The sequence below is a fragment of the Streptomyces resistomycificus genome, from assembly GCF_001514265.1.
Taxonomy (GTDB): Bacteria; Actinomycetota; Actinomycetes; order Streptomycetales; family Streptomycetaceae; genus Streptomyces; species Streptomyces resistomycificus.
Genome location: NZ_KQ949006.1, coordinates 45,811 through 72,503, shown reverse-complemented (window position 1 = coordinate 72,503; position 26,693 = coordinate 45,811). Strand labels below are relative to the sequence as shown.

22 protein-coding genes and 1 tRNA gene are annotated in these 26,693 nt (G+C 73.1%); 9 read left to right on the top strand and 14 right to left on the bottom strand.

Translation table 11 applies throughout. The features are described from left to right. Window positions 1-50: 50 nt before the first annotated feature. From AQJ84_RS37820 to AQJ84_RS37810, 3 genes are all read left to right on the top strand, one after another. The gene (locus AQJ84_RS37820; protein WP_053193434.1) at window positions 51-3,302 is read left to right on the top strand and encodes an FtsX-like permease family protein; all 3,252 of its coding nucleotides are present in this window, start codon (window positions 51-53) and stop codon (window positions 3,300-3,302) included. 1 nt (window position 3,303) lies between these two features. Continuing rightward, on the top strand, window positions 3,304-6,102 hold the full coding sequence (locus tag AQJ84_RS37815; protein ID WP_063785390.1) for an FtsX-like permease family protein: 2,799 nt from the start codon (window positions 3,304-3,306) through the stop codon (window positions 6,100-6,102). 428 nt (window positions 6,103-6,530) lie between these two features. Further along, a complete protein-coding gene (locus AQJ84_RS37810) occupies window positions 6,531-7,496 on the top strand; it encodes an ABC transporter ATP-binding protein (protein WP_030043784.1) in 966 nt (321 codons plus the stop codon). Between the two features lie 67 nt (window positions 7,497-7,563). On the opposite strand, the gene AQJ84_RS37805 is transcribed toward AQJ84_RS37810, so the two are convergent. The 5 genes from AQJ84_RS37805 to AQJ84_RS37785 form a co-directional block, all read right to left on the bottom strand. Continuing rightward, the gene (locus AQJ84_RS37805; RefSeq protein WP_053193439.1) at window positions 7,564-8,241 is read right to left on the bottom strand and encodes a hypothetical protein; all 678 of its coding nucleotides are present in this window, start codon (window positions 8,239-8,241) and stop codon (window positions 7,564-7,566) included. After that, window positions 8,238-8,651 carry an acyl-CoA thioesterase gene (locus tag AQJ84_RS37800; protein ID WP_030043782.1) on the bottom strand — a complete coding sequence of 138 codons (414 nt, stop codon included), beginning with the start codon at window positions 8,649-8,651 and terminating at the stop codon, window positions 8,238-8,240. The genes AQJ84_RS37805 and AQJ84_RS37800 overlap by 4 nt, the downstream gene beginning before the upstream one ends. A gap of 2 nt (window positions 8,652-8,653) precedes the next feature. Beyond that, window positions 8,654-10,318: an energy-dependent translational throttle protein EttA gene (gene ettA / locus AQJ84_RS37795; protein WP_030043781.1), complete on the bottom strand. Its 1,665-nt coding sequence runs from the start codon at window positions 10,316-10,318 to the stop codon at window positions 8,654-8,656. A gap of 224 nt (window positions 10,319-10,542) precedes the next feature. Then, complete coding sequence (locus tag AQJ84_RS37790) at window positions 10,543-10,914, bottom strand: low affinity iron permease family protein (RefSeq protein ID WP_053193480.1); 372 nt, start codon at window positions 10,912-10,914, stop codon at window positions 10,543-10,545. A 212-nt stretch (window positions 10,915-11,126) separates the two neighbouring features. Continuing rightward, window positions 11,127-11,199, bottom strand: a tRNA-Arg gene (locus tag AQJ84_RS37785). Between the two features lie 322 nt (window positions 11,200-11,521). On the opposite strand from AQJ84_RS37785, the gene AQJ84_RS37780 reads away from it, so the two are divergent. The 4 genes from AQJ84_RS37780 to AQJ84_RS37765 all read left to right on the top strand — a co-directional run bounded on the left by AQJ84_RS37780 (window position 11,522) and on the right by AQJ84_RS37765 (window position 17,670). Next, window positions 11,522-13,129 (top strand): dynamin family protein, encoded by a 1,608-nt coding sequence (locus tag AQJ84_RS37780; protein WP_053193442.1) that lies wholly within the window; start codon window positions 11,522-11,524, stop codon window positions 13,127-13,129. A gap of 7 nt (window positions 13,130-13,136) precedes the next feature. Next, a complete protein-coding gene (locus AQJ84_RS37775) occupies window positions 13,137-15,215 on the top strand; it encodes a GTP-binding protein (protein WP_053193445.1) in 2,079 nt (692 codons plus the stop codon). 241 nt (window positions 15,216-15,456) lie between these two features. Continuing rightward, window positions 15,457-15,924 (top strand): single-stranded DNA-binding protein, encoded by a 468-nt coding sequence (locus AQJ84_RS37770; RefSeq protein ID WP_030043778.1) that lies wholly within the window; start codon window positions 15,457-15,459, stop codon window positions 15,922-15,924. 336 nt (window positions 15,925-16,260) lie between these two features. Beyond that, the gene (locus tag AQJ84_RS37765) at window positions 16,261-17,670 is read left to right on the top strand and encodes a Cys-Gln thioester bond-forming surface protein (protein WP_030043777.1); all 1,410 of its coding nucleotides are present in this window, start codon (window positions 16,261-16,263) and stop codon (window positions 17,668-17,670) included. A 135-nt stretch (window positions 17,671-17,805) separates the two neighbouring features. On the opposite strand, the gene AQJ84_RS37760 is transcribed toward AQJ84_RS37765, so the two are convergent. Both AQJ84_RS37760 and AQJ84_RS37755 read right to left on the bottom strand, forming a co-directional pair. Beyond that, the gene (locus AQJ84_RS37760; RefSeq protein ID WP_030043776.1) at window positions 17,806-18,252 is read right to left on the bottom strand and encodes an SPW repeat protein; all 447 of its coding nucleotides are present in this window, start codon (window positions 18,250-18,252) and stop codon (window positions 17,806-17,808) included. A 125-nt stretch (window positions 18,253-18,377) separates the two neighbouring features. Beyond that, entirely contained in the window at window positions 18,378-20,498 is a 2,121-nt protein-coding gene (locus tag AQJ84_RS37755; protein ID WP_030043775.1) for a SpoIIE family protein phosphatase, read from the bottom strand. Window positions 20,499-20,734: 236 nt separating this feature from the next. On the opposite strand from AQJ84_RS37755, the gene AQJ84_RS37750 reads away from it, so the two are divergent. Beyond that, a complete protein-coding gene (locus AQJ84_RS37750; protein WP_030043774.1) occupies window positions 20,735-21,694 on the top strand; it encodes a D-2-hydroxyacid dehydrogenase family protein in 960 nt (319 codons plus the stop codon). 48 nt (window positions 21,695-21,742) lie between these two features. Here the strand turns inward: AQJ84_RS37750 and AQJ84_RS37745 are convergent, their stop codons facing one another. Then, window positions 21,743-22,336 (bottom strand): DUF2087 domain-containing protein, encoded by a 594-nt coding sequence (locus tag AQJ84_RS37745; RefSeq protein ID WP_030043773.1) that lies wholly within the window; start codon window positions 22,334-22,336, stop codon window positions 21,743-21,745. 208 nt (window positions 22,337-22,544) lie between these two features. Here AQJ84_RS37745 and AQJ84_RS37740 point away from each other — a divergent pair, with 208 nt between their 5' ends. Further along, window positions 22,545-22,853: a chaplin gene (locus AQJ84_RS37740; protein WP_053193448.1), complete on the top strand. Its 309-nt coding sequence runs from the start codon at window positions 22,545-22,547 to the stop codon at window positions 22,851-22,853. Between the two features lie 73 nt (window positions 22,854-22,926). Here AQJ84_RS37740 and AQJ84_RS37735 read toward each other — a convergent pair whose 3' ends face one another. The 6 genes from AQJ84_RS37735 to AQJ84_RS37710 all read right to left on the bottom strand — a co-directional run bounded on the left by AQJ84_RS37735 (window position 22,927) and on the right by AQJ84_RS37710 (window position 26,636). Next, window positions 22,927-23,793, bottom strand: a complete 867-nt coding sequence (locus AQJ84_RS37735; RefSeq protein ID WP_030043771.1) for a tyrosinase family protein — start codon at window positions 23,791-23,793, stop codon at window positions 22,927-22,929. After that, on the bottom strand, window positions 23,777-24,271 hold the full coding sequence (locus AQJ84_RS37730; protein WP_030043770.1) for a tyrosinase cofactor: 495 nt from the start codon (window positions 24,269-24,271) through the stop codon (window positions 23,777-23,779). Before AQJ84_RS37730 ends, AQJ84_RS37735 begins: the two co-directional genes overlap by 17 nt. 177 nt (window positions 24,272-24,448) lie before the next feature. After that, a complete protein-coding gene (locus AQJ84_RS37725; protein WP_030043769.1) occupies window positions 24,449-24,964 on the bottom strand; it encodes a hypothetical protein in 516 nt (171 codons plus the stop codon). Between the two features lie 117 nt (window positions 24,965-25,081). Further along, a complete protein-coding gene (locus AQJ84_RS37720) occupies window positions 25,082-25,687 on the bottom strand; it encodes a vitamin K epoxide reductase family protein (protein WP_030043768.1) in 606 nt (201 codons plus the stop codon). Further along, window positions 25,687-26,184 (bottom strand): DUF5949 family protein, encoded by a 498-nt coding sequence (locus AQJ84_RS37715; RefSeq protein WP_030043767.1) that lies wholly within the window; start codon window positions 26,182-26,184, stop codon window positions 25,687-25,689. The genes AQJ84_RS37720 and AQJ84_RS37715 overlap by 1 nt, the downstream gene beginning before the upstream one ends. A gap of 164 nt (window positions 26,185-26,348) precedes the next feature. Continuing rightward, window positions 26,349-26,636, bottom strand: a complete 288-nt coding sequence (locus AQJ84_RS37710) for a hypothetical protein (RefSeq protein ID WP_030043766.1) — start codon at window positions 26,634-26,636, stop codon at window positions 26,349-26,351. Between the last annotated feature and the right edge of the window lie 57 nt (window positions 26,637-26,693).

Below are 26,693 nucleotides of genomic sequence, written 5' to 3'. Positions count from 1 at the left end.
CCCCTCTGACAACATCACCCGGAGGTCTGGACAACACGGCGGGGGGCCGGGTGACGGGGACAGGGGGAAGTGCGGGGTTCGTCCTCCAGCGGGCCCGGGCGCACCGGCTGCTGCTCGCCGCGGCTCTGCTCACCGTCCTGCTGACCACGGCCGTCCTGGCGACGCTCGCCGCCTACTCGGGCGCCATCGGTGACGCGGCCCTGCGCCACTCCTTACGTGATCCCCGCAACGCCGTCGACACCGCGCTGATCGTCAAGGCCGACGTGCCGGCAGAGCGGCGTACGGCCGCCGACACCGCCGTACGGGAGGCGGCCAAGCGCACCTTCGACGGGCTGCCGGTGACCGTGCGGACCCTGCGGCGCTCCGGCCCGTACGCCCTGCCCCGCTCCCTGCAGCCGCCCGCCGAGCGGTCCGGCGACCCGGATCTGACCTTCTTCGCGGCCCTGGACCGGACCCAGGTGCGCTTCGTCGCCGGACGGCCGCCCGCCCGGACCTCCGGCGCCGTGGAGGTCGCGCTCCCGCAGGCCGCCGCCCGGAGCCTCGGGCTCGGACCCGGCGAAAGCCTCACCGTCACCGACCGGCTCGGCGGCCCGAAGGTGCGGGTCACCGTGACCGGTCTCTACCGTCCCGCCCGGACGGACGCGCCGTACTGGAAGCTGGACGACCTCGGCGGCCGTGGCATCAAGCAGAGCGACTTCACCACCTACGGCCCCCTGCTCGCCGATCCGGGTGTGCTGACCGGGGGGACGGTGAGCGCCGGGGCGTCGGCCTGGCTGGCGTCGGCCGACTTCTCGACGCTGACGACCGGGCGGATCGACGCCCTGCGCGAGGCGGCCCGCACCGAGAACGCGGCCCTGCGCGAACAACCCGCGCTCAGCGGCGTCACCGTGGCCACCACCGCGCTGCCTGACGTCCTCGACCGCGTCGACCGCTCGCTGCTCGTCTCCCGCTCCACGCTGCTGATCGTCGCCCTGCAACTGGCGCTGCTCGCGGCCTGCGCCCTGCTGCTGGTGGCCCGGCTGCTGAGCACCGAACGCACCGGTGAGACACGGCTGTTGCTGGCCCGAGGTGCCTCCCGCCGCCGGATCGCGGGCCTGGCCGCGCTGGAGGCGCTGCTGCTGGCCGTCCCCTCGGTGGTCTGCGCGCCGCTGCTCGCGGGGCCACTGACCCGGCTGCTGGCCGGACAGGGGCCGCTGGCCCGGATCGGGCTGCGCCTCGACGTGCCGGCCGGCGGGCGGGTGGGGGTGTGGCTGGTGGCGGCGGGGGTGGCCCTGGGCTGCGCGCTCGCGGTGACGCTGCCCGCGCTGACCTCGTCCTTCGCCTCCGGGCGGGCGCGGGCGCTGCCTTCCGCGATCCGCGCGGGCGCCGACCTAGGGCTGCTGGCGGTGGCCGCGGTCGCCTACTGGCAGCTCGACCGCCAGACCTCCGGCGCCACCGGCGACGACACGCGCGCCCTCGGCGTCGACCCGCTGCTGGTGGCGGCGCCCGCGCTCGCGCTGCTGGCCGGGACGGTACTGACGCTACGGCTGCTGCCGCCGGTGGCCCGGCTCGCGGAACGCCGGGCGGCCGGCGGACGGGGGCTGACCACGGCGCTGGCGGGCTGGCAGATCGCCCGCCGCCCGATGCGCGGGGCGGGCCCGGTGCTGCTGCTGGTCCTCGCCGTCGCGCTGGGCATGCTGGCGATCGGGCAGGGCTCCTCGTGGGACCGCTCGCAGAACGACCAGGCGGACTTCCGGGCCGGGGTGCCGGTGCGGATCCTCGCCGCCGGGGCGGACGGCCTCGGCCGCACCGACGAGTACGCGGCCGTGCCCGGCGTACGAGAGGCGGCCCCCGCCGCCCGCTCGGAGCTCGCGCTGTCCGGCGACCGGACCGCGACCGTGCTGGCGCTGGACACCGCGCACGCGGCGGACGCCCTGCTGATGCGCTCCGACCTGGCCTCCGAGCCGGTACGGCCGCTGCTGGCGGGGCTGGGCCCGCAGGGGAAGGGCGCGTCGGCGGGTGCGAGGGTACCGGCCGGCACCGCCCGGCTGCGGCTGACCACGACCCTGCACAACTCGGCGGGGCCGGGCACCACCGCGGACGTCACCCTCACCCTGCAGGACCGCCACGGCACCCCGTACCGGCTCCCGGCCGGCGAACTGCCCGCCGACGGCCGCCGCCACACCCTGGGCGTGGACGTCCCGCCGGGTCCGCTCACGCTCACCGGCGTCGCACTGGTCCTGCCCCAGCCGATCGGCCGCGCCGAGCGACACCGTTTCGTCGTCGACGCGTTGACGGCCACCGACGCCGAGGGGGCGGAACGCCGCGTGCCCCTGCCGGACGCCTGGACGGTCACGTCGGCCAGTGACGCCGAGACGTCGTCGCCGGACGAGCGGACGAAACCGACCGAGCCGCGCCTCGGCACACGGTCTGGGCCACCGACGGTCGAGTACGGCACGGGCTACGTCCCGGCCGAGGACACCTGGGTCCTCGGGTCGTTGACGCTGCGCCTGCGGGCGGCGCAGCCACCGCCACCCGCCGTCACGGCCGTCGCGACCGACCGGTTCCTCGCCTCGGCGGGCGCCCGCGCCGGGCAGCGCGTGGACCTGCCGTTCGGCGGCGGCACCCTGCCCGTGCGGATCGTGCGCTCGGTACAGGCGCTGCCGACCACCGAGGAGGCCACCGGAGGGACGATCGTGGTCGATCTGCGTTCGGTGAACCGGGTGTTGGAGGCGCGGTCCGGGGAGAGCGTGACGCCCACCGAGTGGTGGCTGCGGACGGCGCCGGGCGCGGCGGCGGACGTCGCCGCGGCGCTGCGGGCGCGGCCCGACATGGATCCGGCACAGGTCGTGGTCCGCGACGAGATCGCCGAGCAGCTGCGCGACGACCCGTTCGGCGCGGGCCCCGAGGCCGCGTTCGCCGCTGCGGCCGGGGTGGCGGCGGCGCTGGCCGCGGTCGGGTTCGCGGTGAGCTCGGCGGGTTCCCTGCGGGAGCGGGGCGCCGAGTTCGCCGTACTGCGCGCGCTGGGCGCCCCGCGCCGACGGCTGGCCCGCACCATCGCCGTCGAGCAGGGGGTGCTGGTGGCGCTGGCCCTGCTGGTGGGCGCGGCCCTGGGCACCGTCCTGACCCGGGCCGTGGTCCCCCTGATCGTCCTCACCTCCGAGGCCACCCGGCCGGTGCCCCGGGTGCTCGTCGAACTGCCGGCCGGGGGGATCGCCGTACTGCTGGCGGCGGTCGCGCTGCCTCCGGTGCTGGTCACGGCGGCGCTGGCGGTGCGACGGGCGGATCCGGTGGCCTCGTTGCGGGAACAGGGGGGTGAGTGAGGTGGGTTCGACTCTGGCGCCCTGGGTCCGTACCCGGCTGCGGACCGCGCCGGGCGCGGCCTGGGCCCTCGCGCTGCTGGTGGCGACGACCGCGTGTCTGGCCGCCGCGTTCCCGCTGGCCGTCGACCGGTACGGCGACGCCGGCCTGCACCGGGCGGTCGAGCAGGCCCGGCCCGAGCGGAGCGGTGTGGGGGTCGCCGCGCCGCCCCCGGACCTGCGTCTGCCGCAGAAGCAGCGGGAGGACGCCCTGCGCCCCGACGCCCTGGCCCGGCAGGACGCCCGGGTCCGCGCCCTCGTTCCCGCGCCGCTGACCGTCGACCGCGACCAGTCGGCGTACGGGGTGCGCACGACCATGGACCTGGTGACACGGGACCCCTGGCTGCCGCGGCCCACCGGTCTGCCCGCGCAGGTGTCCCTCGCCGCCCAGGCGGGCCTCGCCGACCACGCGGACGTACGGGAGGGAAGGCTTCCGCGCGCGAACGGCCAGGTGACCGCGGCGAGCGCGGAGGTCGAGGCCGCGGTCACCGCCGAGACCGCCGAGAGCCTGCACATCAAGGTGGGCTCGGTGATCCACGTACCCGGCGTGGAACGCGCCCCGCTCGCCGTCCGCGTCACCGCGATCGTCACCCCGCGCGACCCGGCCGGCCCCTACTGGTCGGCCCAGCCCCTGCTGCGCACCCCCACCCTGGTCCGCCTGCCCGGCCCGTCCTCGGACGCGGACCGCTACTGGCTCGGCGCCCTCCTGCTCGCCCCCGAGGCGGCCCCCGCGATCCTCGGCACGCCCGGAAACCCCTGGAGCTACTGGCAGTTGGCGCCCGACACCGACGCCCTGCACGCCCACGACGTCGACCGGCTGCGGTCCGCCATCGCCTCCCTGGAGTCCGGCCCGGCGCTGCGGAAGGTGCGCTCGACGGTCGGCGGCCTCTCGGACGAGTACACCTCGGGCGTGGTCGACGTCACCACCGACCTCGACGACGTGCTGACCGCATACGCACGGCTGCGCGAGGGCGTCGACCCGCTGGTCGCCGTCGCCGCGTTCGGCACCGGCACGGTCGCCGCCGTCGTCCTGCTGATGGCGGGCGGCCTGGCCGCCGACCGCCGGCGCCTGGAGCTCACCCTCCTGCGCGCCCGGGGCGCCTCCCTGCGGGGCCTGACGGGGCGGCTGCTCGCCGAGACCGCGGTGACCGCCCTCCCCGCGGGTGCCCTGGGCCTCACGGCCGCGCTGCTCGCCCTGCCCGCACCCCGCGTCTCGGCCGCCGTGCCGGCCGCCGCGGCGGTCACGGCCCTCGCCTGCGTCGCCCTGCCCCTGCGGGCCGCCGCCGCGCACCGGACGGTACGCGTCCACGGCGGCCGCGAGGACGTGACGTCCGTCCGTCCGTCCCGGCGCCGTACGGTCGCCGAGCTCACGCTGGTGGTCCTGGCGGCCGGCGCGGTCGAGACCCTGCGCCGACGCGGCACGTCGGGCTCCGGCGGGGACCAACTCGTCTCCCTGGCACCGGTGCTGGTCGGCGTGATCGCGGCGCTGGTACTGGTGAGGCTGTACCCGCTCCCGCTGCGCGCGCTGGCCGGCCCGGCCGGCCGGCTGCGCGGCGCGGTGGGACACCTCTCGCTGGCCCGCGCGGGCCGCACCTCCGTCCCCGCGGCGCTGCCCCTCCTCGCCCTGCTGACCGCGCTCACCACCGCGGCCTTCGGCGGCTCGGTCCTCGCCGGGGTCCGCGAGGCCCGCGACCACGCGGCGCTGCTGGCCGTCGGCGCGGACGCCCGCATCGAGACCACCGGGCCCCTCCCGGCCGCCCTGCCCGACCGTGTCCGGCACACACCGGGCGTGCGCGGGCTGGCCGAGGCGAGCATCGCGTACCAGGCGAAGCCGGACGACGGGCGGGTGACGGTGCCGGTGGTGGGGGTGGACCCGGGAGCGTACGCGACGTTGACGGAGCGGACGGGGATCGGAGGGTTCGAGGGGCGGGAGTTGACGGCCGGGAAGGGCGGGCCGGCCTCCGGAGACGACCCGTCGGCCACCGCTTCCGGCGAGCGCGGGTCGGCGCCCCTCCCGGCGCTGGCCTCCCCGACCACCGCGGCGACCTACGGCACCCGTCCCTTCCCGGTCCGGATGGAGGACGGCAACACGGTGACCGTCCGGATCACCCTCGTCCGGGACCGCACCCCGGCGATCTCCGGCGCCCACTTCCTGGTCGTGGACCGCGCCGGGCTGCCGCGCACCGCGGCCCGGCCGACGGCACTGCTGGTGACCGGCGACCGTCTGGACGCGGGGGCGCTGCGCCGGGCGGCGGGCGACTCGGCGACCGTCCGGCTGCGGGCCGTGGAGCGCGCGGGGTTCGTCGACTCGCCCCTCCAGTCCGGCGCCGAACGCGTCTACGCCATCGCGGTCGCGGCCGGCACCGGCTACGCCGTCCTGGCCCTCCTCCTCGCCCTGCTGCGGGCCGCCCCCGAACGCGGCGCGCTCCTGGCCCGCCTCCGCACGATGGGCCTCACCCGCGCCCAGGGCCGCCACCTTCTCATCCTGGAGTCCCTCCCCCAGGCCGTGCTGGCGGCTCTCGGCGGCGCCCTGACGGGCTGGGCGGCCATCCGCCTGCTCTCCCCCGGCGTCGACCTGACCACCCTCGCCCTCGCCTCGGCCCCGTCCTCCACCAACGAGGCCGAACTCCACGCGGACGTCCTGTCGTTGACGGTCCCGGCGGCTTCGGTCCTGCTGCTGGCGGTGGGTGTCGCGGTGGGTCAGGCCTGGTGGTCGGGGCGGCGAGGGTCGGTACGGGAGCTGAGAGCGGGCGACGCGCGATGACCCGCCGACCCGGCCGCCGCAACACCCCCAACCGCCGCAGCTGCGGGCAGTCGTCCCACCGGGCCGGCACGGGTCGACACAGCGACACCCCACAGCCGCCACAGCCGCCACAACACCCCCAACCAGCGCAGCTGCAGGCAGTCGTCCCGCCGGGACGGCACGGGTCGACGCAGCGACACCCCACAGCCGCCACAGCCGCCACAACACCCCCAACCGCCGCAGCTGCGGGCAGTCGTGCCGCTGGGGCGGCACGGGTCGACGCAGCGACACCCCACAGCCGCCACAGCCGCCACAACACCCCCAACCGCCGCAGCTGCGGGCAGTCGTGCCGCTGGGGCGGCACGGGTGGGCGCAGCGGCACCCCGCAGCGCCGGGCTGCGCGACGCACCCCTCAGCAACCACCCCGGGCACCCGCTCAGGAGACCCAGATGACAACGAACCCCACCCTCGCCGACCTGACCCACCGCGCCGCGGCACACCGCAACCGCCCCACCTACGGCCACGACGCCCTCATCACCTGCGACCGCCTCGTCCGCATCTTCACCACGGACGGCATAGAAGTCCAAGCCCTCCAGGGCCTCGACCTCCTGGTCCGCGAGGGCGAACTCATGGCGCTGGTCGGCGCCTCCGGCAGCGGCAAGTCCACCCTCATGAACATCCTCGCCGGCCTGGACACACCCACCGCCGGCGCCGCCCGCGTGGCCGGCCGCGACCTCCTCACGATGACCGCGAAGGACCGCCTCGCCTACCGCCGGGAAGTCGTCGGCTTCGTCTGGCAGCAGACCTCGCGCAACCTGCTGCCCTACCTGACGGCAGCCCAGAACACCGCGCTCCCGCTGCAGTTGTCCGGACGTACCCGCTCCCGCGGGGCCCGCCGCGACGCCACCCACCGCGCCCTGGAACTCCTGGATCTGCTGGAGGTCGCCGACTGCCGAGACCGCCGCCCGCACCAGATGTCCGGCGGCCAGCAGCAACGCGCCGCCATCGCCGTCGCCCTCGCCAACAACCCCGCGGTCCTGCTCGCCGACGAACCCACCGGCGAACTCGACTCCCACACCGCGGAACAGGTGTTCGCCGCCTTCCGCACCGCGAACGAACAGCTGGGCACCACCATCGTCATCGTCACGCACGACCAGGCGGTCGCCGGCGAGGTCCGCCGCACGGTGGCCATCCGCGACGGCCGTACCTCCACGGAGGTGCTGCGTCGCAGCGAGGTCGACGCGACGACCGGCCACGAGACGGTGGTGGCCCGCGAGTACGCCATGCTCGACCGCGCCGGCCGCCTCCAGCTCCCTGCGGAGTACACCCGGGCCCTCGGCATGCGCGACCGCGTGGCCCTGGAACTGGAACCGGACCACATCGGCGTCTGGCCGGACGACAGCGAGCGGGACTGATCAAGGGGGTCCAGCGGGCGTCGCACAGGGTTCGCCGAGGCGCCGCCCCGAGCGTCACCGTCAGACCTCAGCGCACGCTGACGTCCAGCATCCCGAGGCCCGCCCGTCGTACGGCGATCGACCCGTACGGCGTGCGTAGCCGCAGCCACGCGCCCGACGAGAGCAACGCCAGGTCCCCGGCGGTCTCCATGGACCGCAGGAACCCCAGGGACTGGGCGGCGTGCACGGCCCGTACCGGCAGCGGCGTGTCACCGACGGTCCGGGACCAGATGTCCCGCCCGATCCGGTCGAGTTCGGCCCGCGTACGCCGTTCGGGCTCCAACTCCTGTGTACGGGACCGGAATTCCGCGACCACCGCGGCGACCGTCGCCCGCAGGTCGTCCGGCGCCGGCAGCCCCGGTTCCTCCAGCCAGCCGCCACGCGGCGGCAGCACCCCCGCCCACGGCGGCCCGGTCACCGCCGCCGGAACGGCCGCGGTGACCGCGGTCTCGTCGACGGCCTCGAGCAGCTCACCCGCGGACACCGTCACATCCAGGGTGACGTCGAGCCCGTCCTCGTAGGGCTTGGCGAGCCGCACCGCGCGGATCGCCAGCACCTCGAAGGACGGCGGCCGCCCGAAGACGGCGAGTGCGGTGCCGGCCGCCTGGAGGCGCACCGCCGCCCCACGGTCGTAGTGGAGCAGCCGGGAGAGGAAGGCCGCGAGGTCCGCTGCCTCCCCCTCGTCGGCGAGGTGAAGCACCGTCATGCGGCGACGGCCTCCTCCTCGGCGTCATCCCGGTACCCCTCGAGGAACTCCCGCTCGTCCGGGGTGATCCGGCGCGGCCGCTGCGCCTCGAAGTCGAACGGCACGATCACCGTGGCAGCCCGCACGTACACCTGGTCGCCGTCCTTCACCTCGTAGGCGATGGTGAAGGACGCCGCCCTTATCTCCGTGACCCACAGCTCGATGTCCACCGGGGTGTGCCGGTGGACCAGCTGCCGCTTGTAGTCGATCTCGTGACGCGCCACCACGGACCCCTGCTTGAAGTCCTTCTCCGGGCGGAACAGGAAGTCGATACGGGCTTCCTCCAGGTAGCGGAGGAAGACCACGTTGTTGACGTGGCCGTACGCGTCCATGTCCGCCCAGCGCAGCGGGCAGCGGTAGATGTGCCGCAAGATCAGCCCCGGGTCAGCTTCTTGTAGGTGGCGCGGTGCGGACGCGCCGCGTCCGGGCCGAGCCGCTCGATCTTGTTCTTCTCGTACGACTCGAAGTTGCCCTCGAACCAGAACCACTTGGAGTCACCCTCGTAGGCGAGGATGTGCGTGGCCACCCGGTCCAGGAACCACCGGTCGTGGGAGACGACCACGGCCGCGCCGGGGAACTCGAGCAGCGCGTTCTCCAGCGAACCCAGTGTCTCGACATCGAGGTCGTTGGTCGGTTCGTCGAGGAGCAGCAGGTTGCCGCCCTGCTTGAGGGTGAGCGCCAGGTTGAGACGGTTGCGCTCACCGCCGGAGAGGACACCGGCCGGCTTCTGCTGGTCCGGGCCCTTGAACCCGAAGGCGGAGACGTAGGCCCGCGAGGGCATCTCCACCTGTCCCACGTTGATGTAGTCGAGCTCGTCGCTGACCACGGCCCAGAGGGTCTTCTTCGGGTCGATGTTCGCGCGGCTCTGGTCGACGTACGAGATCTTGACGGTCTCGCCGACCTTGATGTCACCGGAGTCCGGCGTCTCCAGACCCTGGATCATCTTGAAGAGGGTGGTCTTGCCGGCGCCGTTGGGGCCGATGACGCCCACGATGCCGTTGCGCGGCAGCGTGAAGCTGAGGTCGTCGATGAGGATCTTGTCGCCGAAGCCCTTGGTCAGGTTGGTGACCTCGACGACGATGCTCCCGAGCCGCGGGCCCGGCGGGATCTGGATCTCCTCGAAGTCCAGCTTCCGCATCTTGTCGGCCTCGGCGGCCATCTCCTCGTAGCGGGCCAGACGCGCCTTGGACTTGGCCTGACGCCCCTTGGCGTTCGACCGCACCCACTCCAGCTCTTCCTTGAGCCGCTTGGCGCGCTTGGCGTCCTTCTGACCCTCGACCTTGAGACGGGTCTGCTTGGTCTCGAGGTACTTGGAGTAGTTGCCCTCGTAACCGTGCAGCCGACCCCGGTCGACCTCGCAGATCCACCCGGCGACGTTGTCGAGGAAGTACCGGTCGTGGGTCACTGCCACGATGGTGCCCTCGTACTTGGCGAGGTGCTGCTCCAGCCAGTTCACCGACTCGGCGTCGAGGTGGTTGGTGGGCTCGTCGAGGAGCAGCAGGTCGGGGGCCTCCAGCAGCAGCTTGCAGAGCGCGACGCGGCGCTTCTCGCCACCGGAGAGGTTGGTGACGGCCCAGTCGCCGGGCGGACACCCGAGCGCGTCCATGGCCTGCTCCAGCTGGGCGTCCAGGTCCCACGCGTTGGCGTGGTCGAGCTCCTCCTGCAGCTTGCCCATCTCGTCGAGCAGCGCGTCGGAGTAGTCGGTCGCCATCAGCTCGGCGATCTCGTTGAACCGGTCGAGCTTGCCCTTGACCTCGGCGACACCCTCCTGGACGTTCTCCAGGACGGTCTTGCCCTCGCTCAGCGGCGGCTCCTGCAGGAGGATGCCGACGGTGTACCCCGGCGACAGGAAGGCATCGCCGTTCGACGGCTGCTCCAGCCCCGCCATGATCTTCAGGATGGTCGACTTACCGGCACCGTTCGGGCCGACCACACCGATCTTCGCGCCGGGCAGGAAGTTCAGCGAGACGTCATCAAGGATGACCTTGTCGCCGATTGCCTTGCGCGTCTTGCGCATGGTGTAGATGTACTCAGCCAAGAGAAACCGTCCGGCAGCTTGAAGTCTGGCAGGTGGGCAGTGGGCAGATACACCCCATCTTGCCCGACCGCCACCCCTCGGGGGAAACGCGTATGGCCGAGGGGCTCTGACCTGGGGTTCAGTGTTGCCCGCTGCGACGCGCCTGTCACTTTCGGTCACCGTCGAGACCCTCGGACGCCCTCGCTCGGCCCGGCGCGGGAGCGCGCGTGCGGGGAACGGACACCTCAGGGCTTCTCTTCCCTGTCGAGGAGGGACCGCAGCCTCTGGTGTGCCTCTCCGGGGCCGCCGCCCTCAAGCCCCTCCAGCAGGGCCGCCGCGATGAGGTCCAGCTTGCGCTGTACGGCGCGTTCGGCCCGCAGCTCGGAGTTCTTCAACAGCGCCACCATGAGCAGGGTCACCGCGGACATGGCCTCGCCCACGAACAGGAGCCACGCGATCGGCAGACCGATCACGTGCAACGCGACAGCCACGGCGACCAGGATCAGGCAGATCCCGAAGAACGTCGCCGAACTGGTGAACCGTGAGGCGTTCTCGGCCAGCCTCTCGAACGGCTTGCTCCGCGAGCCTCCGCGGTCGGACGGATGCTTGAGAATCATGCCCATTCTCTACAGCGGACGGCGGCACGCCCGGGGGCTGCCACGCCCGGCCGGGACCCGGACCGCTCCCGCGGCACCGGCGGGGTTCGCGACCCCTCATCCGCGCGTACTCACGCAGGGCTGACCGGACTTCGCCGGCCGGAAGCCGGTACGCGACGGCCGCCGCGCCCCGAGCAGCAAAAACGCCCTCCCGAAGGGAGGGCGGAGACTTGCGCCCCCGGCAGGACTCGAACCTGCGGCCAAGCGCTTAGAAGGCGCCTGCTCTATCCACTGAGCTACGGGGGCCGGGTGTGGTGGCCTCTGTCTTGGGTGCCCGGATGTGGGCCGTTCCGTGACGTTGCCGGGGACAAGGATAGGGCTCCCGCGTCCTGGTCCCTGTTGCCTCCCCTCCGTGGCTCGATGTGGAGGTTCGGTGAAGCGGTCCTGATAATCGCAGGCAGGTACGAATCGTGCATCGCTTTTGGCGTCTCGCGCCCCGGGTGTTGTGCACTCGTTATGCCTGGACTGTGCCCGTGTCCCAGTCATCCCTTCCGTCCGTTGTGTTCCGTCGGCGCGCAGACATGCTCATATGCTTCAGAATTCCCCTAAAATTGGGCATTCTTCGCATGTGGTGACCTTGGACGTACGGCCTCAGCTGCTCGACGCACTCTCCGCCCTGCGCGACCGTGTCGCCGCCGCACGCTTCCCGCTGCCCCTGGCGGGGGCGCCACGCGCGCGTGCCAACCGCGACGAACTGCTCGCCCAGCTCGACGACTATCTGGTGCCCCGCCTGAAGGACCCCGAAGCGCCGTTGCTGGCCGTGGTGGGGGGTTCCACCGGGGCCGGCAAGTCGACGCTCGTCAACTCCCTGGTGGGACGAAGAGTCAGCGAGGCGGGGGTGTTGCGCCCGACCACCCGGACGCCGGTGCTGGTCTGCCATCCGGAGGACCATCACTGGTTCAGCGGAATGAGGGTGCTTCCCGACCTCACGCGCGTGTGGGTGCCGCAACGGGAGCAGGGGGACGAACTCCTGCTGCCCGGCGAGGACCCCACCCGCGTCCTGCGCATCGAGACCGCCGACACCATGCCGCCCGGTCTCGCCCTCCTCGACGCGCCCGACGTCGACTCCCTGGTCGCCGACAACCGTGTCCTCGCCTCCGAACTGATCTGCGCGGCCGACATCTGGGTCATGGTCACCACGGCGGCCCGGTACGCCGACGCCGTGCCCTGGCATCTGCTGCGCACCGCGAAGGAGTACAACGCGACGCTCGTCACCGTGCTCGACCGCGTGCCCCACCAGGTCGTCTCGGAGGTCTCGCGACAGTACGGAGCGCTGCTCACCAAGGCCGGACTCGGCGACGTACCCCGTTTCACCGTGCCCGAGCTGCCCGAGTCGGCGTGGGGCGGCGGGCTCCTGCCGGCCACCGCCGTCGCGCCGCTGCGAACCTGGCTCGTCCATCAGGCCCAGGACCAGGCGGCCCGCCAGCACACGCTGGCCAGGACCGCGCACGGCGTCCTCGACTCGCTCAGGTCCCGGATGCCCGAGCTGGCGAGCGCCGCCGCCGCCCAGTACTCGGCGGCGCTGCGGCTCACCGCCGCCGTCGACCACGCGTACGACAGCGAGCACGCGCGCGTACGGAGCCGTCTGCAGGCCGGTGCCGTGCTCGCCGGCGACGCCCTGAAGCGCTGGCGGGCCTTCCCGCTCGACTGCACCGCTCAGGAGCTCCTCGACGCCCTCGTGGAGAGCCTCGGCGCCCTCGTGCTGTGCGCCGTCACCGCAGCCGACGAGCGCGTCGACGAGATCTGGCGGCGCGAACCAGCCGCGGCGGCCCCGGAGCTGACGGGCCGTGAATCGTCCCCGGAGAGTGCCGAGCACCGGATCGGACTCGCCGTACGGCGGTGGCGGCGGGAGTTGGAGGAGTACGCCGAAGAGGAGGTGCGCGCCCTCGACCGCAACGTCGCGCCCGCTCCCGAGGCGGTCGCCGCGCTCGTCGCCACCGCGCTGCTGGGCGGCCGCCGGGCCCGGTCGGCGGGCGAGGGGCTCGCCGAGCGGATCGGCGCGCACGGCGCGCTGCGGCTCCGCGACCGCGGCGGACGGCTGCTCACCGAGCACCTCGACCGGATCGTGCACACCGAACGCGAGCGCCGTCTCGCCCCGTTGGACGCCCTCGAAGTCCACCCCGAACCGCAGGCCGAACTCATCGCCGCGCTGTCCGTACTGCAGAAGGAGAGGTGAGTGACCGGTGACCGCCGTCACAGACCAGGACCACACGGACCACACCAACCACACGGAGCACGCGGACCATGCGGGGGGCCAGGGGCACGCGGACGCCGCGGGCGACGATACGGGCCGCGCGGAGGAGCGTTCCGAGAACGCCGCCTCCGAAGAGGGCACGCCACAGGACGGCCGCTCCACGGCGGCCGGTCCCGATGGCGAGGACGTGGCGGAGGGGCCGGAGCCGGCCGCCGAGGCGGCTTTGGAGAAGTCCGAGGGCGAGGAGCCGGAGCACCGCGCGGCCGGCGGATCGAAGAAGTCCGCGGCGGCGAGCGCCGGGAAGCACGCCGCCACGGGGCCGGAGGCACCCGCCAAGGACCGCCACGCGCGTGTGCAGGCCGATTCCGAGGGCTCCTGGGACGACGGGCTGATCGCGCGGCGGGTCACCGAGGAGACCGCCGCACAGCACGTCCCCACCGCGCCGGCCCGGCCGTCCCCACCCCAGGCCACCGCCCCGCTGGCGTACGACGGACCGCTGCGGTCGCGGCTGGACGCACTGCGCGAACTGGTGGGACTGTCCCGTACGCGGCTCGACAGCAGGACCCTCGCGGAGGCGGGCCGGGTCCTCGACGAGGCGGCGTCACGACGACGACTGTCCGGACAGCACACCGTCGTCGCCATCGCCGGCGCGACGGGCAGCGGAAAGTCGCAGCTGTTCAACACGCTCGCCGGGGTGACCATCTCGGAGACGGGCGTACGACGGCCCACCACGGCCGCACCCATCGCGTGCAGCTGGAGCGACGGCGCGGCCGGCCTCATCGACCGGCTCGGCATCCCCGGCCGGCTGCGTCGGCGTCCGGTGCAGAGCGCCGAGGCGGAGGCGCAGCTGCGCGGGCTCGTCCTGGTGGATCTGCCCGACCACGACTCCGCCGCCGTACAGCACCGTGAGCAGGTGGACCGTGTGCTGGCGCTCGTGGACGCGGTCATCTGGGTCGTCGATCCGGAGAAGTACGCGGACGCCGTCCTCCACGAGCGCTATCTGCGCCCCATGGCCGGACACGCGGAGGTGATGTTCGTCGTCCTCAACCAGATCGACCGGCTGCCCGGGGAGGCCACCGAGCAGGTCCTCGACGATCTGCGGCGGTTGCTCGACGAGGACGGGATCGCACTGGGCGAGTACGGCGAACCGGGTGCGACCGTGCTCGCCCTGTCGGCGCTGACCGGGGACGGCGTGGGTGAACTGCGGGAGTCGCTCGGCCAGTTCCTTGCGGAGCGGGGAGCGCCGGCCCGGCGGATCGCGGCCGATGTGGACGCCGCCGGGTGGCGGCTGCGGTCCGTGTACGCCACCGGGCAGCGGACCGGGCTCAGCGAGGAGGACCGGGACGAGTTCGCCGCCCGGCTCGCGGAGGCGATCGGCGCCACCGCGGCGGGCGAGGCGGCCGAACGCGCCTGGCTGCGCAACGCCAACCGCGCCTGCGGCACCCCTTGGCTACGGCTGTGGCGGTGGTACCAGGACCGCCTCGACGCTCCCACGGGACGGTTCCCCGCGCGCGCCCAGGTCGACGAGGAGGCGACGGCCCGCCAGCGGGTCGAGCAGGCCGTGCGGACGTTGGCCGAGCGGGCGTCCACGGGGTTGCCCGCGCCCTGGGGGCAGGCGGTGCGCGAGGCCGCCGTACGCGGTGCGCAGGGGCTTCCCGAGGCGCTGGACGAGCTGGCGGCCCGGGCCGGACTGCCGCCGGGCCGGCCACCGCGACCGGGCTGGTGGCCGGCCGCCGTGTTCGCCCAGGCGTCCATGACGATCCTTCAGGTCGTCGGCGGCCTGTGGCTGCTGGGGCAGATCATCGGGTTCATGTCGCCGAACCTGGGTGTCCCGGTCCTGCTGATGGTGGCCGGGATCATCGGCGGCCCGCTGGTCGAGTGGAGCTGCCGGATGGCGGCGCGGGGGCCCGCGCGGCGCTATGGCCAGGAGGCGGAACGACGGCTCCGGGAGGCGTCCGCCGGCTGCGGGCGGGCGCGGGTGCTGGATCCGGTGGCGGCGGAGCTGCTGCGGTACCGGGAGGTCCGGGAGCAGTACGGGCGGCTCATGGGGGTGCCCGCGGCACGGTGACCCGGCAGGGGCGACGCGGGGCGGCGCTGGGGTCCCCCGTTCGGGTGGTGGAGTTGTCCACAGTCCGGCGGTGGTCCACAGCGCTCCGCGGGCTCGGCCCGACGGCGGCAGTCTGGCTTCGCGGCGATCGCGGTGATCGCGGCGGGCACAGGGCTCGCCGCGTCGCGGCGGACGCGGCCGTACGGGAGGGGCCCGTACGCGTACCCGCTCGGCGTGCGCTCGGGCGAGGGAGGGGATCGAGATGAACGAGACGGTCATCTGCGCGGTGGGCAACGTGGCGACGCAGCCGGTGTTCCGGGAGCTGGCGTCGGGAGCGTCGGCGCGCTTCCGGCTGGCGGTGACCTCGCGGTACTGGGACCGAGAGAAGAACACCTGGACGGACGGCCACACCAACTTCTTCACCGTGTGGGCCAACCGGCAGCTCGCCACCAACGCGGCCGCGTCACTGAGCGTGGGGGACCCCGTCGTGGTGCAGGGCAGGCTGAAGGTGCGCTCGGACGTACGCGAGGGCCAGAGCTGGACGTCGGCCGACATCGACGCGCTGGCGATCGGCCACGATCTCGCGCGCGGCACCTCGGCCTTCCGCCGCGCCTCCCGCCCGGAGGCGGGAACGGCCGGGACGCCGTCGCAGCCCGAACCCAGCTGGGAGACACCGCCACCCGCGGACGCGGATGCCCAACAGCGTCCGGAACCAGCCACGGTGACGTGAGGTCAGCCACCGGCGGACACCGACCGGCCCGGACGGACCCGGACGGGAGGCCGAGGCCCCGGCTGACGGAGGCCGAGGTTCCGGTCGACGGAGGCTGACCGAAGTGCGGCTTATCGGCGAGTGCGCGCCGAACGACCGCAGTGGATTTGTCGATAAGCCCTGCTCACGGGCGGTCCTGGCGATAACGATTCCGAGTCGGATCGGTTGACCGCCGACATCACCGGGAAGCGCGGCACGCCACGTACCTAGGATGCCGAAGGTAACTCTCGGGGTTTCTGTTTCTGCTGGTGGGACCACGCCCCCCACGTCAACGGGTCCTGCTCGAAGGGGAATTCTGTGTTTTCTTCGTTGACCGCGCTGTCGGTGCGCGGGCGAGGCGCGGCCCGCCTCGCCGCCGTCACGTTGGTGTCCGGGCTGGTCGCCGCCGGTGTGCTGGCCGGCGGGGCCACGGCGTCCGCCGACGAGACGGCGCAGAACCAGGGCGGGGCGACCGCCACGATAGGTGGCCTGAAGACGTACGGCGACGCCGTCATACACGACGAGGCCGGGGACCTGACGGTGTCGGCGGGTCTGTTCGAGATGTCCGTCGAGGGCGGCGGCACCCTGCAGACGTACTGCGTCGACCTCCACAACCCCACGCAGCGCGACGCCAAGTACCACGAGACCCCGTGGAGCGGCACCTCACTGGCCGCCAACAAGGATGCCGGCAAGATCCGTTGGATCCTGCAGAACTCCTACCCGCAGGTCAACGACCTCGCGGCACTCGCGGCGGCGGCCGGCGTGAACGGCGGCCTCACCGAGCAGGACGCGGCGGCCGGTACCCAGGTGGCCATCTGGCGTTACTCAGACGGCGCGGCCGTCGACGCCGTCGACCCGCAGGCCGAGAGGCTCGCGGACTACCTGCACAAGAGCGCCCGGAACCTGGCGGAGCCCGTGGCGTCCCTGACGCTCGACCCGCCCGCCGTCTCCGGTCACCCCGGCGAACTGCTCGGCCCGGTCACGGTGCACACCAACGCGGCCGGCGTGACACTGACCCCGCCGGCGGACGCCGCCACCAGCGGGGTGCGGATCGTCGGCAAGGACGGCAAGGTCATCACGTCCGCGGTCGACGGCAGTGAACTCTTCATCGACGTGCCCGAGGACGCGCCGGACGGCTCAGCCGAGCTGACCGTACAGGCGTCGACCACCGTGCCGGTCGGCCGCGCCCTCACCTCCGAGAGCCGCAGCCAGACGCAGATCCTGGCCGGCTCCAGCGAGTCGACGGTCTCGGCGACGGCGGGCGCGACCTGGGCCGCGGAAGGCGCGATACCCGCCCTGTCCGCGGCGAAGAACTGCGCCGAGGGCGGCCTCGACATCACCGCCGCCAACGTGGGCGACGAGGTCTTCGCCTTCGAGCTCATGGGGACCGAGCACAGCATCCCGGCGGGCGAGTCGCGCACGGTGACCATCCCGCTCCAGGAGGACCAGGCCTACGACTTCACGATCACCGGCCCGGGAGGCCTCGAGAAGCGCTTCACCGGCGTTCTGGACTGCCGGACCGAGGGCAGCGCGGCCGGCGACGCTACCCAGACCCTCAGTGAGCCCAGCCCTGCCACGGTGGGCGGCACCTCCACGGACGTGAACCTCGCCGAGACCGGCGGCTCCAACGCCACGCCGATGATCGCGGGTACCGCGATCGCCCTCGTGGTGATCGGCGGCACGGCCCTGGTACTGGTGGGCAGGAAGAAGGCCCCGGCCCAGGACTGAGCGGCCGGGGCACCGACCGGGCCCCGACCGGGCGACGGCTCCTCGGCAACACGGAGCCGCCGTCGCCCGGACCGGAACGGCCGGTCCGGGCTTCGGGCGGGGTACGGCGGCCCGAGCTCTGTACGGCCACCTCGGCTACGAGGCGCTCATACCCTGTCCGGCTCGCGACGACCGCTTCTCGTTGGCGACGGCGCTGGCGGCCAGACCCATCAGGAGGCCGATGACGCCGACGATGATGTTGTTCCATATGGTCCTGGTCGTGCTGACGTCACCGGCGACGGCCCATGGCGCGATGATGGTCCACGCACCCAGCGCGCAGGCGGCCCACGCCATGCTGTGCGTCCGCTCGTAGGCGCGGCCGAAGCCTCCGCTCATCAACAGCGCGTAGGCGATACCGACCACGAGGTTGTTGACCGCGAGAGCGGTCAGGTCGCTGAACCCCGCGATCCACGGGGAGGCCGCCAGATACACGCCGGTGAGGAAGGCCATGGTCTCGATGGCCTGCGCCCTGGGCGTACTGGTGGCGCGCTCCGCCATCTCATGACGGTGGCGCATGGCGACGATGTCGGGATGGGTTTCCATCGACGACCCGTGAGAGGTTGTCACTGCCATCACCTCCGGAAGTTCCGGGCAGGAAGGGGAACCCCACGGGTACCCCCGTGGTCTCGCGCTCGAACCGTCGATCGACGGTTCGAGCGGATCTGATGTCAGCGGCCGGATTCGACGTGCAGGACGAGGAGCGCGACGTCGTCGGTGCGCTGCCCGGTCGCGCTGGCCTTTCTCAGCAACTCGTCGATCAGCTGCTCCAGGTCCCGGTCGTCGGCGTCGGCGAGATGACGTGCGAGGCCGGCGATGGAGTCGTCGAGGTCGACGCCCGGTGTCTCGACCAGGCCGTCGGTGTAGAAGGCGATCGTCAGGCCGGGGGTGAGCGGGATCTCGGTCAGGGGGAAGACGGCGTCGGGGTCGATTCCCAGGAGCGGACCGGGCGGGACGTCGAGGGGCCGGGTGTCGCCGCCGGGGAGGCGCAGGAGGGGTGGCGGATGGCCGGCGGAGGCCAGGGTGACACGTCGGCGGGCGAAGTCCAGGTGGGCGTACAGGCAGCTGGTGAAGAGGTCGGGGGCGAGGTCGGCGAGGAGCCGGTTGGTTCGGGCGAGGACCTGGTCGGGGGAGGTGCCGAGGGTCGCGTGGGCGTAGACACCGGTACGGACCTGGCCCATCAGAGCGGCGGCGGCCACGTTGTGGCCCTGGACGTCGCCGATGACGGCCGCGGCGGCGGTGTCGCCGAGCCGGATCAGGTCGTAGAAGTCTCCGCCGATGTCCATGCCACGGGTGGCGGGCAGGTAGCGGGCGGCGACGCGCAGGCCGGTGATCGAGGGGAGGGTGCGCGGGAGCAGTGCCTGTTGGAGGCCGTGGGCGAGCTGGAGTTTGGTGTCGTACAGGCGGGCGCGGTCGAGTGCCTGGGCGATGAGCCCGGCGATCGAGGTCAGGACGGCGCGTTCCTCGGCCGGGAAGCTGTGCGGGTGGTCGTAGGACAGGACGCAGCAGCCGACGGGACGGCCGGAGATGATCAGCGGCAGGAAGGCCCAGGCCTGTTTTCCGCTGATCAGCGGTGCCTCCGGGTAGATGCGCCGCATCTCCTCCGGGTCGGCGAAGAACGCGGGGATACCGCTGTGGAGGGCCCGCCCGGCAGGGGTGAAGTCGGTGTCGACAGGCAGCGCGTCGAGGCGTTCGATGACGTGGGCGTCGTAGCCGCGGGAGCCCATGATCCGGAGCCGGCCGGCGTCCGCGGTGGACAGCACCAGACCCTGGGCGTCGAAGGCGGGCATGATCTGGTCGGCGACCAGGTCGATGACGTCCTGCACACCGACGACCTCGGTCAGTGCGGCGGCGAGGTGGGTGAGCTGGTAGATCCGGCCCGCGCGGGCCGGTGTGACGGTGCGCGTGGACCGGACCGCCCCCGGCACCGGCGGAGGCTGTGCGCCAGTGGGAACGATGCGGACGCTGATCCCGCTGGCGTCCGGATAGAGGTGGAAGTCGAGCCACCGGTCCGGCGGGCGGCACGCGGTGAAGGCGACGGCCTCTCGGCTGATCACAGCGGCCCGGTAGCGGTCCTCGTAGGTGGGATCGTCGAGCCAGCGCAGGGACTGCCACGGCAGCGTGCCCAGCAGCTGACCGGCTTCGCAGCCCAGCAGGGCGCTGGCACCGGAGCTGACGTAGGTGAAGCGCCCCTCCAGGTCCAGGGCGCAGCTTCCGCCGGGCAGTCGCTCGGCGAAGTCGGCGGCGGCCGTCGCCGGACTCGCGGACCGGCGGCCGGTGCCGGTGGTGACGACGCGTGGCCTGTCGCCGCGAACCGGTGGCCTGCCGCGCTCGACGGCTCCCTCCAGCGCCCGGGCCAGCCGCCGGCAGCGGGACGCGATGTGACTCCGCTCCCGCCCGGTCATATAGGGCGGACGGTCGGCCGACCACATCAGCAGCAACGCGCCCCACCGACGGGTGCCGGTGACCGGCGCGGCGACCAGCGCCAGCGGGTAGGGCAGCACCATCGCGGTGCGCGGATAGGAGCGGGCCATCTCCTCCTGGCTGCCCACCCACACCAGACGGTCCTCGCGGACCGCGACGGCCACCGGTGCCGGAGCGGTCATCGGTACGGTCGCCCACGGTGCGGCGAAATCGGCCGGTGCCCCGCACAGCACGTCCAGCCACAACAGCTGCTCGTCCGGTGCGAGCAGGTACAGGGCGCCGATGGACGCGCCGGTACGGCGCACCGTCTCCGCGAACACGGCGTCGACCTCACCGTTGTCGGCGGGCGCATCACCCGCGCTGGTCACGAGGCACCTCCAGCATCGCGGGAGACTTCCGCGGACGGCCGGGGCTGCCCTCCGCTCCCCTGTGGATGCGGCGCGCGCACGCCGGACGTACCCGTTCGCGCCACTATGAGGACGCTACGCCCATGGGAGGCGCTCGGCACGCCGTCACGTACGGGCGGTCGGACCCCCGCCGCGCGGACGGCCCGCTCAGGGTGTCCGTGTACGGTCACGTAACCGGCGACAAGGGGAGAGACGACGTGCGACTTCGCTGTGCGGTGCTGGACGACTTCCAGGGGGCGGCGGCCGGATCCGCCGACTGGTCTGCGGTCGAGGAGGACGTGGAGGTCGTCGCGCTGCGCGAGCACCTCGCCGGCGAGGACGCCCTCGCCGCGGCCCTGGCCGACGTCGACATCGTGGTCACCCTGCGCGAACGCGTGCCCTTCCCGGCCTCGCTGTTCGCCCGCCTGCCCCGGCTGAAGCTGCTCGTCGCCTCCGGTATGCGCAACACGGTCATCGACTACGCGGCCGCCGAGGCTCACGGCGTCACCGTGTGCGGTACGGCGAGTTCCTCCACGCCACCCGTCGAACTGACCTGGGCCCTGCTGCTCGGCCTGGCCCGCGGGATCGTCGAGGAGAGCAACGCCCTGCGCTCCGGCGGTCCCTGGCAGCAGACGGTCGGCGCCGACCTGCACGGCCGCCGCCTGGGCCTTCTCGGTCTCGGCAAGATCGGCAGCCGGGTGGCCCAGGTCGGCCTCGCCTTCGGCATGCGGGTGGGCGCCTGGAGCCGGCACCTCAGCCAGGAGCGGGCCGACGAGGTGGGCGTCGAACTCGCCGCCTCCAAGGAGGAGTTGCTCTCCCAGAGCGACTTCGTGTCGATCCATCTCGCGCTCGGCGACCGCACCCGGGGCCTGCTCGGCCCCGCCGAACTCGCCCTCCTCAAACCGACCGCCTACCTGGTCAACACCTCGCGTTCCGCGATCGTCGACCAGGACGCCCTGCTCGCCGCCCTCGTCGAAGGCCGTATCGCCGGCGCGGGAGTCGACGTCTTCGACACCGAGCCCCTCCCCGCCGACCACCCGATGCGCACGGCCCCCCGCCTGCTCGCCACGCCCCACCTCGGCTATGTCTCGCAGGCCAACTACCGCACGTACTACGGGCAGGCGGTCGAGAACATCCAGGCGTTCCTGGCGGGTTCGCCCGTCCGACGACTGCCGTGACAGCGGGCCGCCGGCGGTCGACGGCCCCGGCGGACGCACTCGCCCACGTCAGACGACGTCGGCCCCGGCCACCGAAACCGGTCGCCGGTAGATCCCCTCGTCGCGGCGCAGCTCGTGCAGGTCCACCAGATAGCGCCGGAGCGTCACATGGTCGGTCTCGCCGCCCTCGCTCCAGGCCCGCAGCTTCTCGTTGACGATCCGCTCGGGGTACTCGATGCCCGGCTCGAAGGTCTGCTCGGCGATGTACCGCAGCACCAGCTTCTTGCGGGTCCACTGCGCGGGCAGCCTGAGCAGTCGGCCCTGCCGGACGAAGGTCCGCAGGATCATGTCGGTGCGCTCGTCCCCACCGACCGGCTCCACCTCCGCCCGCCCCACCTCCGCCTGCTCCGCCTGTCGGCGCACGGCCGCCCGCGCCTGCTCCTTGAACAGGTCGTACGCCACCCGCAGTGCCCCGTCGTCCCCCGCCGTGATGACACCCTGCTCACGCAGCCGCAACAGCGCGAGGGCGGTCTCCTTCGTGGACAGGCCGGCCGCCCGGGCCACCTCCGCCGGGCCCCGCGCCCCCAGGGCCACGGCCGCGAAGACCCGCACCCGGCTCTCCTCGGCGAACAGTCGGGCCAGGGTCGTTCGGTCGAATTCCATGACGGGAGGCTAGAGAACGGCCGCGACCCGATCAAAGCCATTTTCCCGCCGCCCGGGGCGCGCCCCCTCCCCCCGTCCGCGGCCGATTCCCTGTTCAAAAAGGGTGATCCGCCCACGACTGCCGTTACCAGGGGTGGGCCGAGGCGTTGAACGGGAAGTGCGACGGCACGTCATGCCGCCGTACTCACCGAGTCAGAAGGAGAACGTGATGTCTCGCATCGCGAAGGCAGCCGGAGTGGTCCTCGGCACCGGTGCCGTGGTCATCAGTGGCGCCGGCATGGCCATGGCGGACGCGGGAGCCGAGGCCGCCGCCATCGGCTCCCCCGGCGTCCTGTCGGGCAACGTCGTCCAGGTCCCGATCCACGTGCCGGTCAACGTGTGCGGGAACACGGTCAACGTGATCGGCCTGCTCAACCCGGCGTTCGGCAACCAGTGCGCCAACGTCGACGACAGCAAGGCCGGCCACCCCGGCCCGGGTGGTCACGGCCACGGCAACGGCAACGGCTACGGCGGCTGACCCACCGCACGCACACCAGAGAGCCCCGGCACCTCCGAGCGCCGGGGCTCTCGCGCGTCCGGCTCCAGCCGGCTCAGGCGTACCGGTAGATCCGCCCGTGGTCCTCCAGCTCGTCCGGCGTGACGTCCCACGGCGGCAGCTTCTGGTGCCGGGCGACGATCCGGCCGCGCTGGTCGCTGCCCGGCCCGGGCGGCTTCGCGGGCAGGTAGCGGTGCTCGCGGTGCCGACGCTGCCAGCGGGACCAGCACAGGTCGACGAAGGCGTGGTGCAGCCAGAAGACGGGGTCGTTCACGGAGGCCCCGCCGACCATGACGCCGCCGACCCAGCGGTGCACCCGGTTGTGGTTGCGCCAGGCGGCGCTGCCCCGCCCGGTGCCCCACCCCTCCAGCTTGTTGCGGAACCCCCTGGTGACCGTGGAGTCCCAGGGCGAGACGTCGTAGAGGGGGTCCTTCAGGGCCCACTCCAGCTCGCTCTTCGTCGGCAGGGCCATGGGGTCGCGGGCCCGTCCGAGGTCCCGGGTGAGGAACTCCCCGTCGGTGACGCCCTCCTTGAGGGTCCAGTTGCCCTCCTTGTAGGCGAACGGCCCGGTCGTCACCTGCCGGTCCGAGCGCCGTCCGTCACCGCCGAGCAGGTCCCTGGTCCAGGGCGCGGAGGATTTCGTGCGGTCCTTCGTCCAGTCCCAGTAGGGCACGCTCACCGACGGGTCCACCTTGCGCAGCGCCCGCTCCAGGTCCAGCAGGAACTGCCGGTGCCAGGGCAGGAACGACGGCGTCATGTGGGCCGTACGCAGTTCGCCCTCGCCGTCGGCTACGTAGTACTCGATGTGCATCCGCACGAACTCGTCGTACTCGCCGCGGCGTTTGATCTCCAGCAGCGCCTTCACGAACCGCCGTTTCTCGGCGGCGGTCAGCGTGCTGACGTCCTTACGCGTGTACGCCATGGTGTCCCCCCATGCCCCCTTCAGGTCCCCCGGTCATCCCGGGGGCGCGCAGCCGCTGCCCCGGGCCCAGCTCGTCGACGGCCGCGCGGGCGGCCTCCAGCGGCGTGGCGTACGACCGGTAGTGGTCGACCATGCTCAGCCAGGTGCCGTCGGCGCGGCGCATCAGGTGCAGGGGCCGGCCGTCCACGGTGACGTGCCACCGGTCGCCCTCGAAGGCGCGTCCCGCGGCCGTCGCGGAGGTCCGCACGCCTCGGATGTGGCGGCCCCGGTAGGTCTCGTCGAAGGCGAGGTCGGCGGGCGGCCCGTCGGCGCGGAGCGGTCGGGAGGCCGCGACGATCGGGGTGAGTGCCAGCGCGACGGCGGGGGCGAGCAGCCCGCGCAGCAGGTCCCGTCGGCTTCCGCGCACGGGGCCGCCTCTCACCGCGCTCGTCGCTGAGGGTTCCGCACCCACCGGCACTCCGCCTGCGCTCACGACCATGTCTGCTCCTCGTCCGGTTCGGCTTTCTGCACCGGTAACCGCCCGGCGGCCCGCCCGGTCACCGTCCGGCGGCCCAAGAGATGAACATCCGGTCCGGACAGCCGAAGGGCCCGGTCCGCCGCACACGGTCCCGGGCCCTGTCCCCACGGCCGACGCGGCCGGTGCGGCGCTCCGTCGCTACAGGCCGGGACCCGTCCCCAGGTCGGCCCCCGGCACGGTCCGCAGCACCGGCGCGAGCAGGCCGACCTGCGGCAGCTTCGGCTCGGGCAGACCGAAGTTGTCGGGGTTGGGCGGGGTCAGCGGGGCGTCCAGGGTCAGGCCCGGCGCCAGGGTGCGCAGGTCGGAGGCGGGCGCGTCGACGCCGACGTGGTCGAAGTCGTCACCGAGGAGGTGCGGCAGCGGGGCCCGCAGGCCGGCGCCGGGCAGCGCGCCGCTGACCGGCAGCTGCGGGATCACACGATCCGGGATGAGGCGCCCCTCGACGTACCGCGGCCCCTCGGGCACGCCCGGCGTCAGCAGCGGGATCTCCCCGCCGAGCTTGGGCAGCTCCATGTTGAGGGAGTGCTCGACGCCCTCCAGCGGCACCGGGACGGGGACCGTGTCCACCGCTGCGGCGGGGGTCGCGGTGGCCCCCACCGCGGCCGCGACGCCCGTGATGACGGCGGCAAGGGTTCCTCGGGTGGTCGACTTCATGTCAGGTACGGTCCCTTTCAGGAATCGGGGTGCTCAACGTCCTGACCGCGTAACGATCCCGGGGCGGTCACCAGCGCAAGATTCCCCCGACTGCCGCAGTAGTACGACGTACGGCGGTCAGCTCGTCCAGAAGTCCCACCAACGGGTCAGCACGAGCATGCCGACGACGCCGAGGTGCAACACCGGCGGCACCCAGGTGAATTCGTCCAGGAACGACCGCAACCAGGGTGGCGCGGGCAGGAACTCACGCCGTACGGCGAACGAGGTCACGTACCAGAACACGAGGATCGTGGCGATCCACGCGAGACAGCACCACAGGCACAGCGCGTTGATCCGGTACAGCGACTCGAACTGCAGCCAGGACACGAACCCGACGCCGAACAGGCAGCCGGCGTCGAGGGTCAGCCAGTACCAGCGCGGGAAGGCCGCACCGGCCAGCAGGCTCATGCCGACGCAGACCACGATGCCGTAGGCGACCAGGCCCAGCATCGGGTTGGGGAAGCCGAAGACCTCGGCCTGGTCGCTCTTCATGACGCTGCCGCAGGACACCACCGGGTTCAGACTGCAGCCCGGGGTGAAGTCCGGGTCCTCCAACAGCTTGAACTTGTCGAGGGTGATGACCCAGGAGGCCAGTAGTCCGGCCGCTCCCGTGACCACCAGCAGCAGGGCGAGCCCCCGGCCGGAGCCGGCGGTCCGCGCCCGCAGTCCCGCGGCCTCGGCCATCAGCCGCGCAGGCTGCGGGCCGGCAGCACGAGGTGCGCCGCCGCGTTCAGGGTGTCGTCGGCGCCCGCGAAGGCGGCCAGCGCCTCCGGCTCGACGGGCTTGCCCGGCTCGGCCTCGGGCCAGGGGCGGGTGGTGAACACGAAGTAGGCGAAGCCGCGTTCGCCGACGGCCGCGAGCCACTCCGGGGGCGGGGTGCACTGGGCGTTGAAGCCCGGCATGTTGACGACGGCCGTGCCGGCCTCGACGAGCAGGCTGACCGGCAGGCTGGGCCGGGCGTTGCCGTCGACGAGGTCGCCGCCGACGGGCATGCCGTTGTTCTCCAGCAGCGCTTCGACGGCGGCCGTCGAGGCCTCCGGACCGTTCGCGCCGTCCCCGAGTGAGTAGGCGAGGAGGTAGGGCATGTCGCCGTCGGGGGCTTCGCCGCTCCAGGCCATCACGACGAGCGTGCCCAGGTCGGGGGCGTGGAAAGGGCGGGTTTCGCTTCGGGTTGAGGTCACCGCGCGACCTTACCGACGCGCCGGAATGGGCCGGTCGTGTTCTCACCCGACCGGGCGATTGCCCCCGACCCGACCACACGAACGAGGGATGCGCCTCGAACAGCACGAAGGGCCGGTTCCGTACGACACGGAATCGGCCCTTGCCGCGAGAGCTCCGGGATACGTCAGCTCTGCAGCGGAAGTCCGCCGAGAAGCCCACTGGAGTTCAGCGTGGTGGTCGCACCCTTGACCGTGCTGAGCACCGAGTCCTTGTTCTCGGTGTCGAGCGCGTCCGACTGGTGCTGCAGCGGCATCACGTCGGTGGGCTCGAGGCCGCCCTTGGCGAGCGTGTCCACGGCGCCGTTGAGGCTGGTGGGCGTGAGGTCGGCGGTGTCGTGGGCGAACGCGGGCGCGGCGACACCGGCGAGGACCATGGAACCGGCAACTACAGCGGCAGCCTTCAGGGACTTCATCGTGTTCCTTTCTTCGGCGGCTCACGCCACCAGAGGAAATTCTGACGCCGTGCCTAA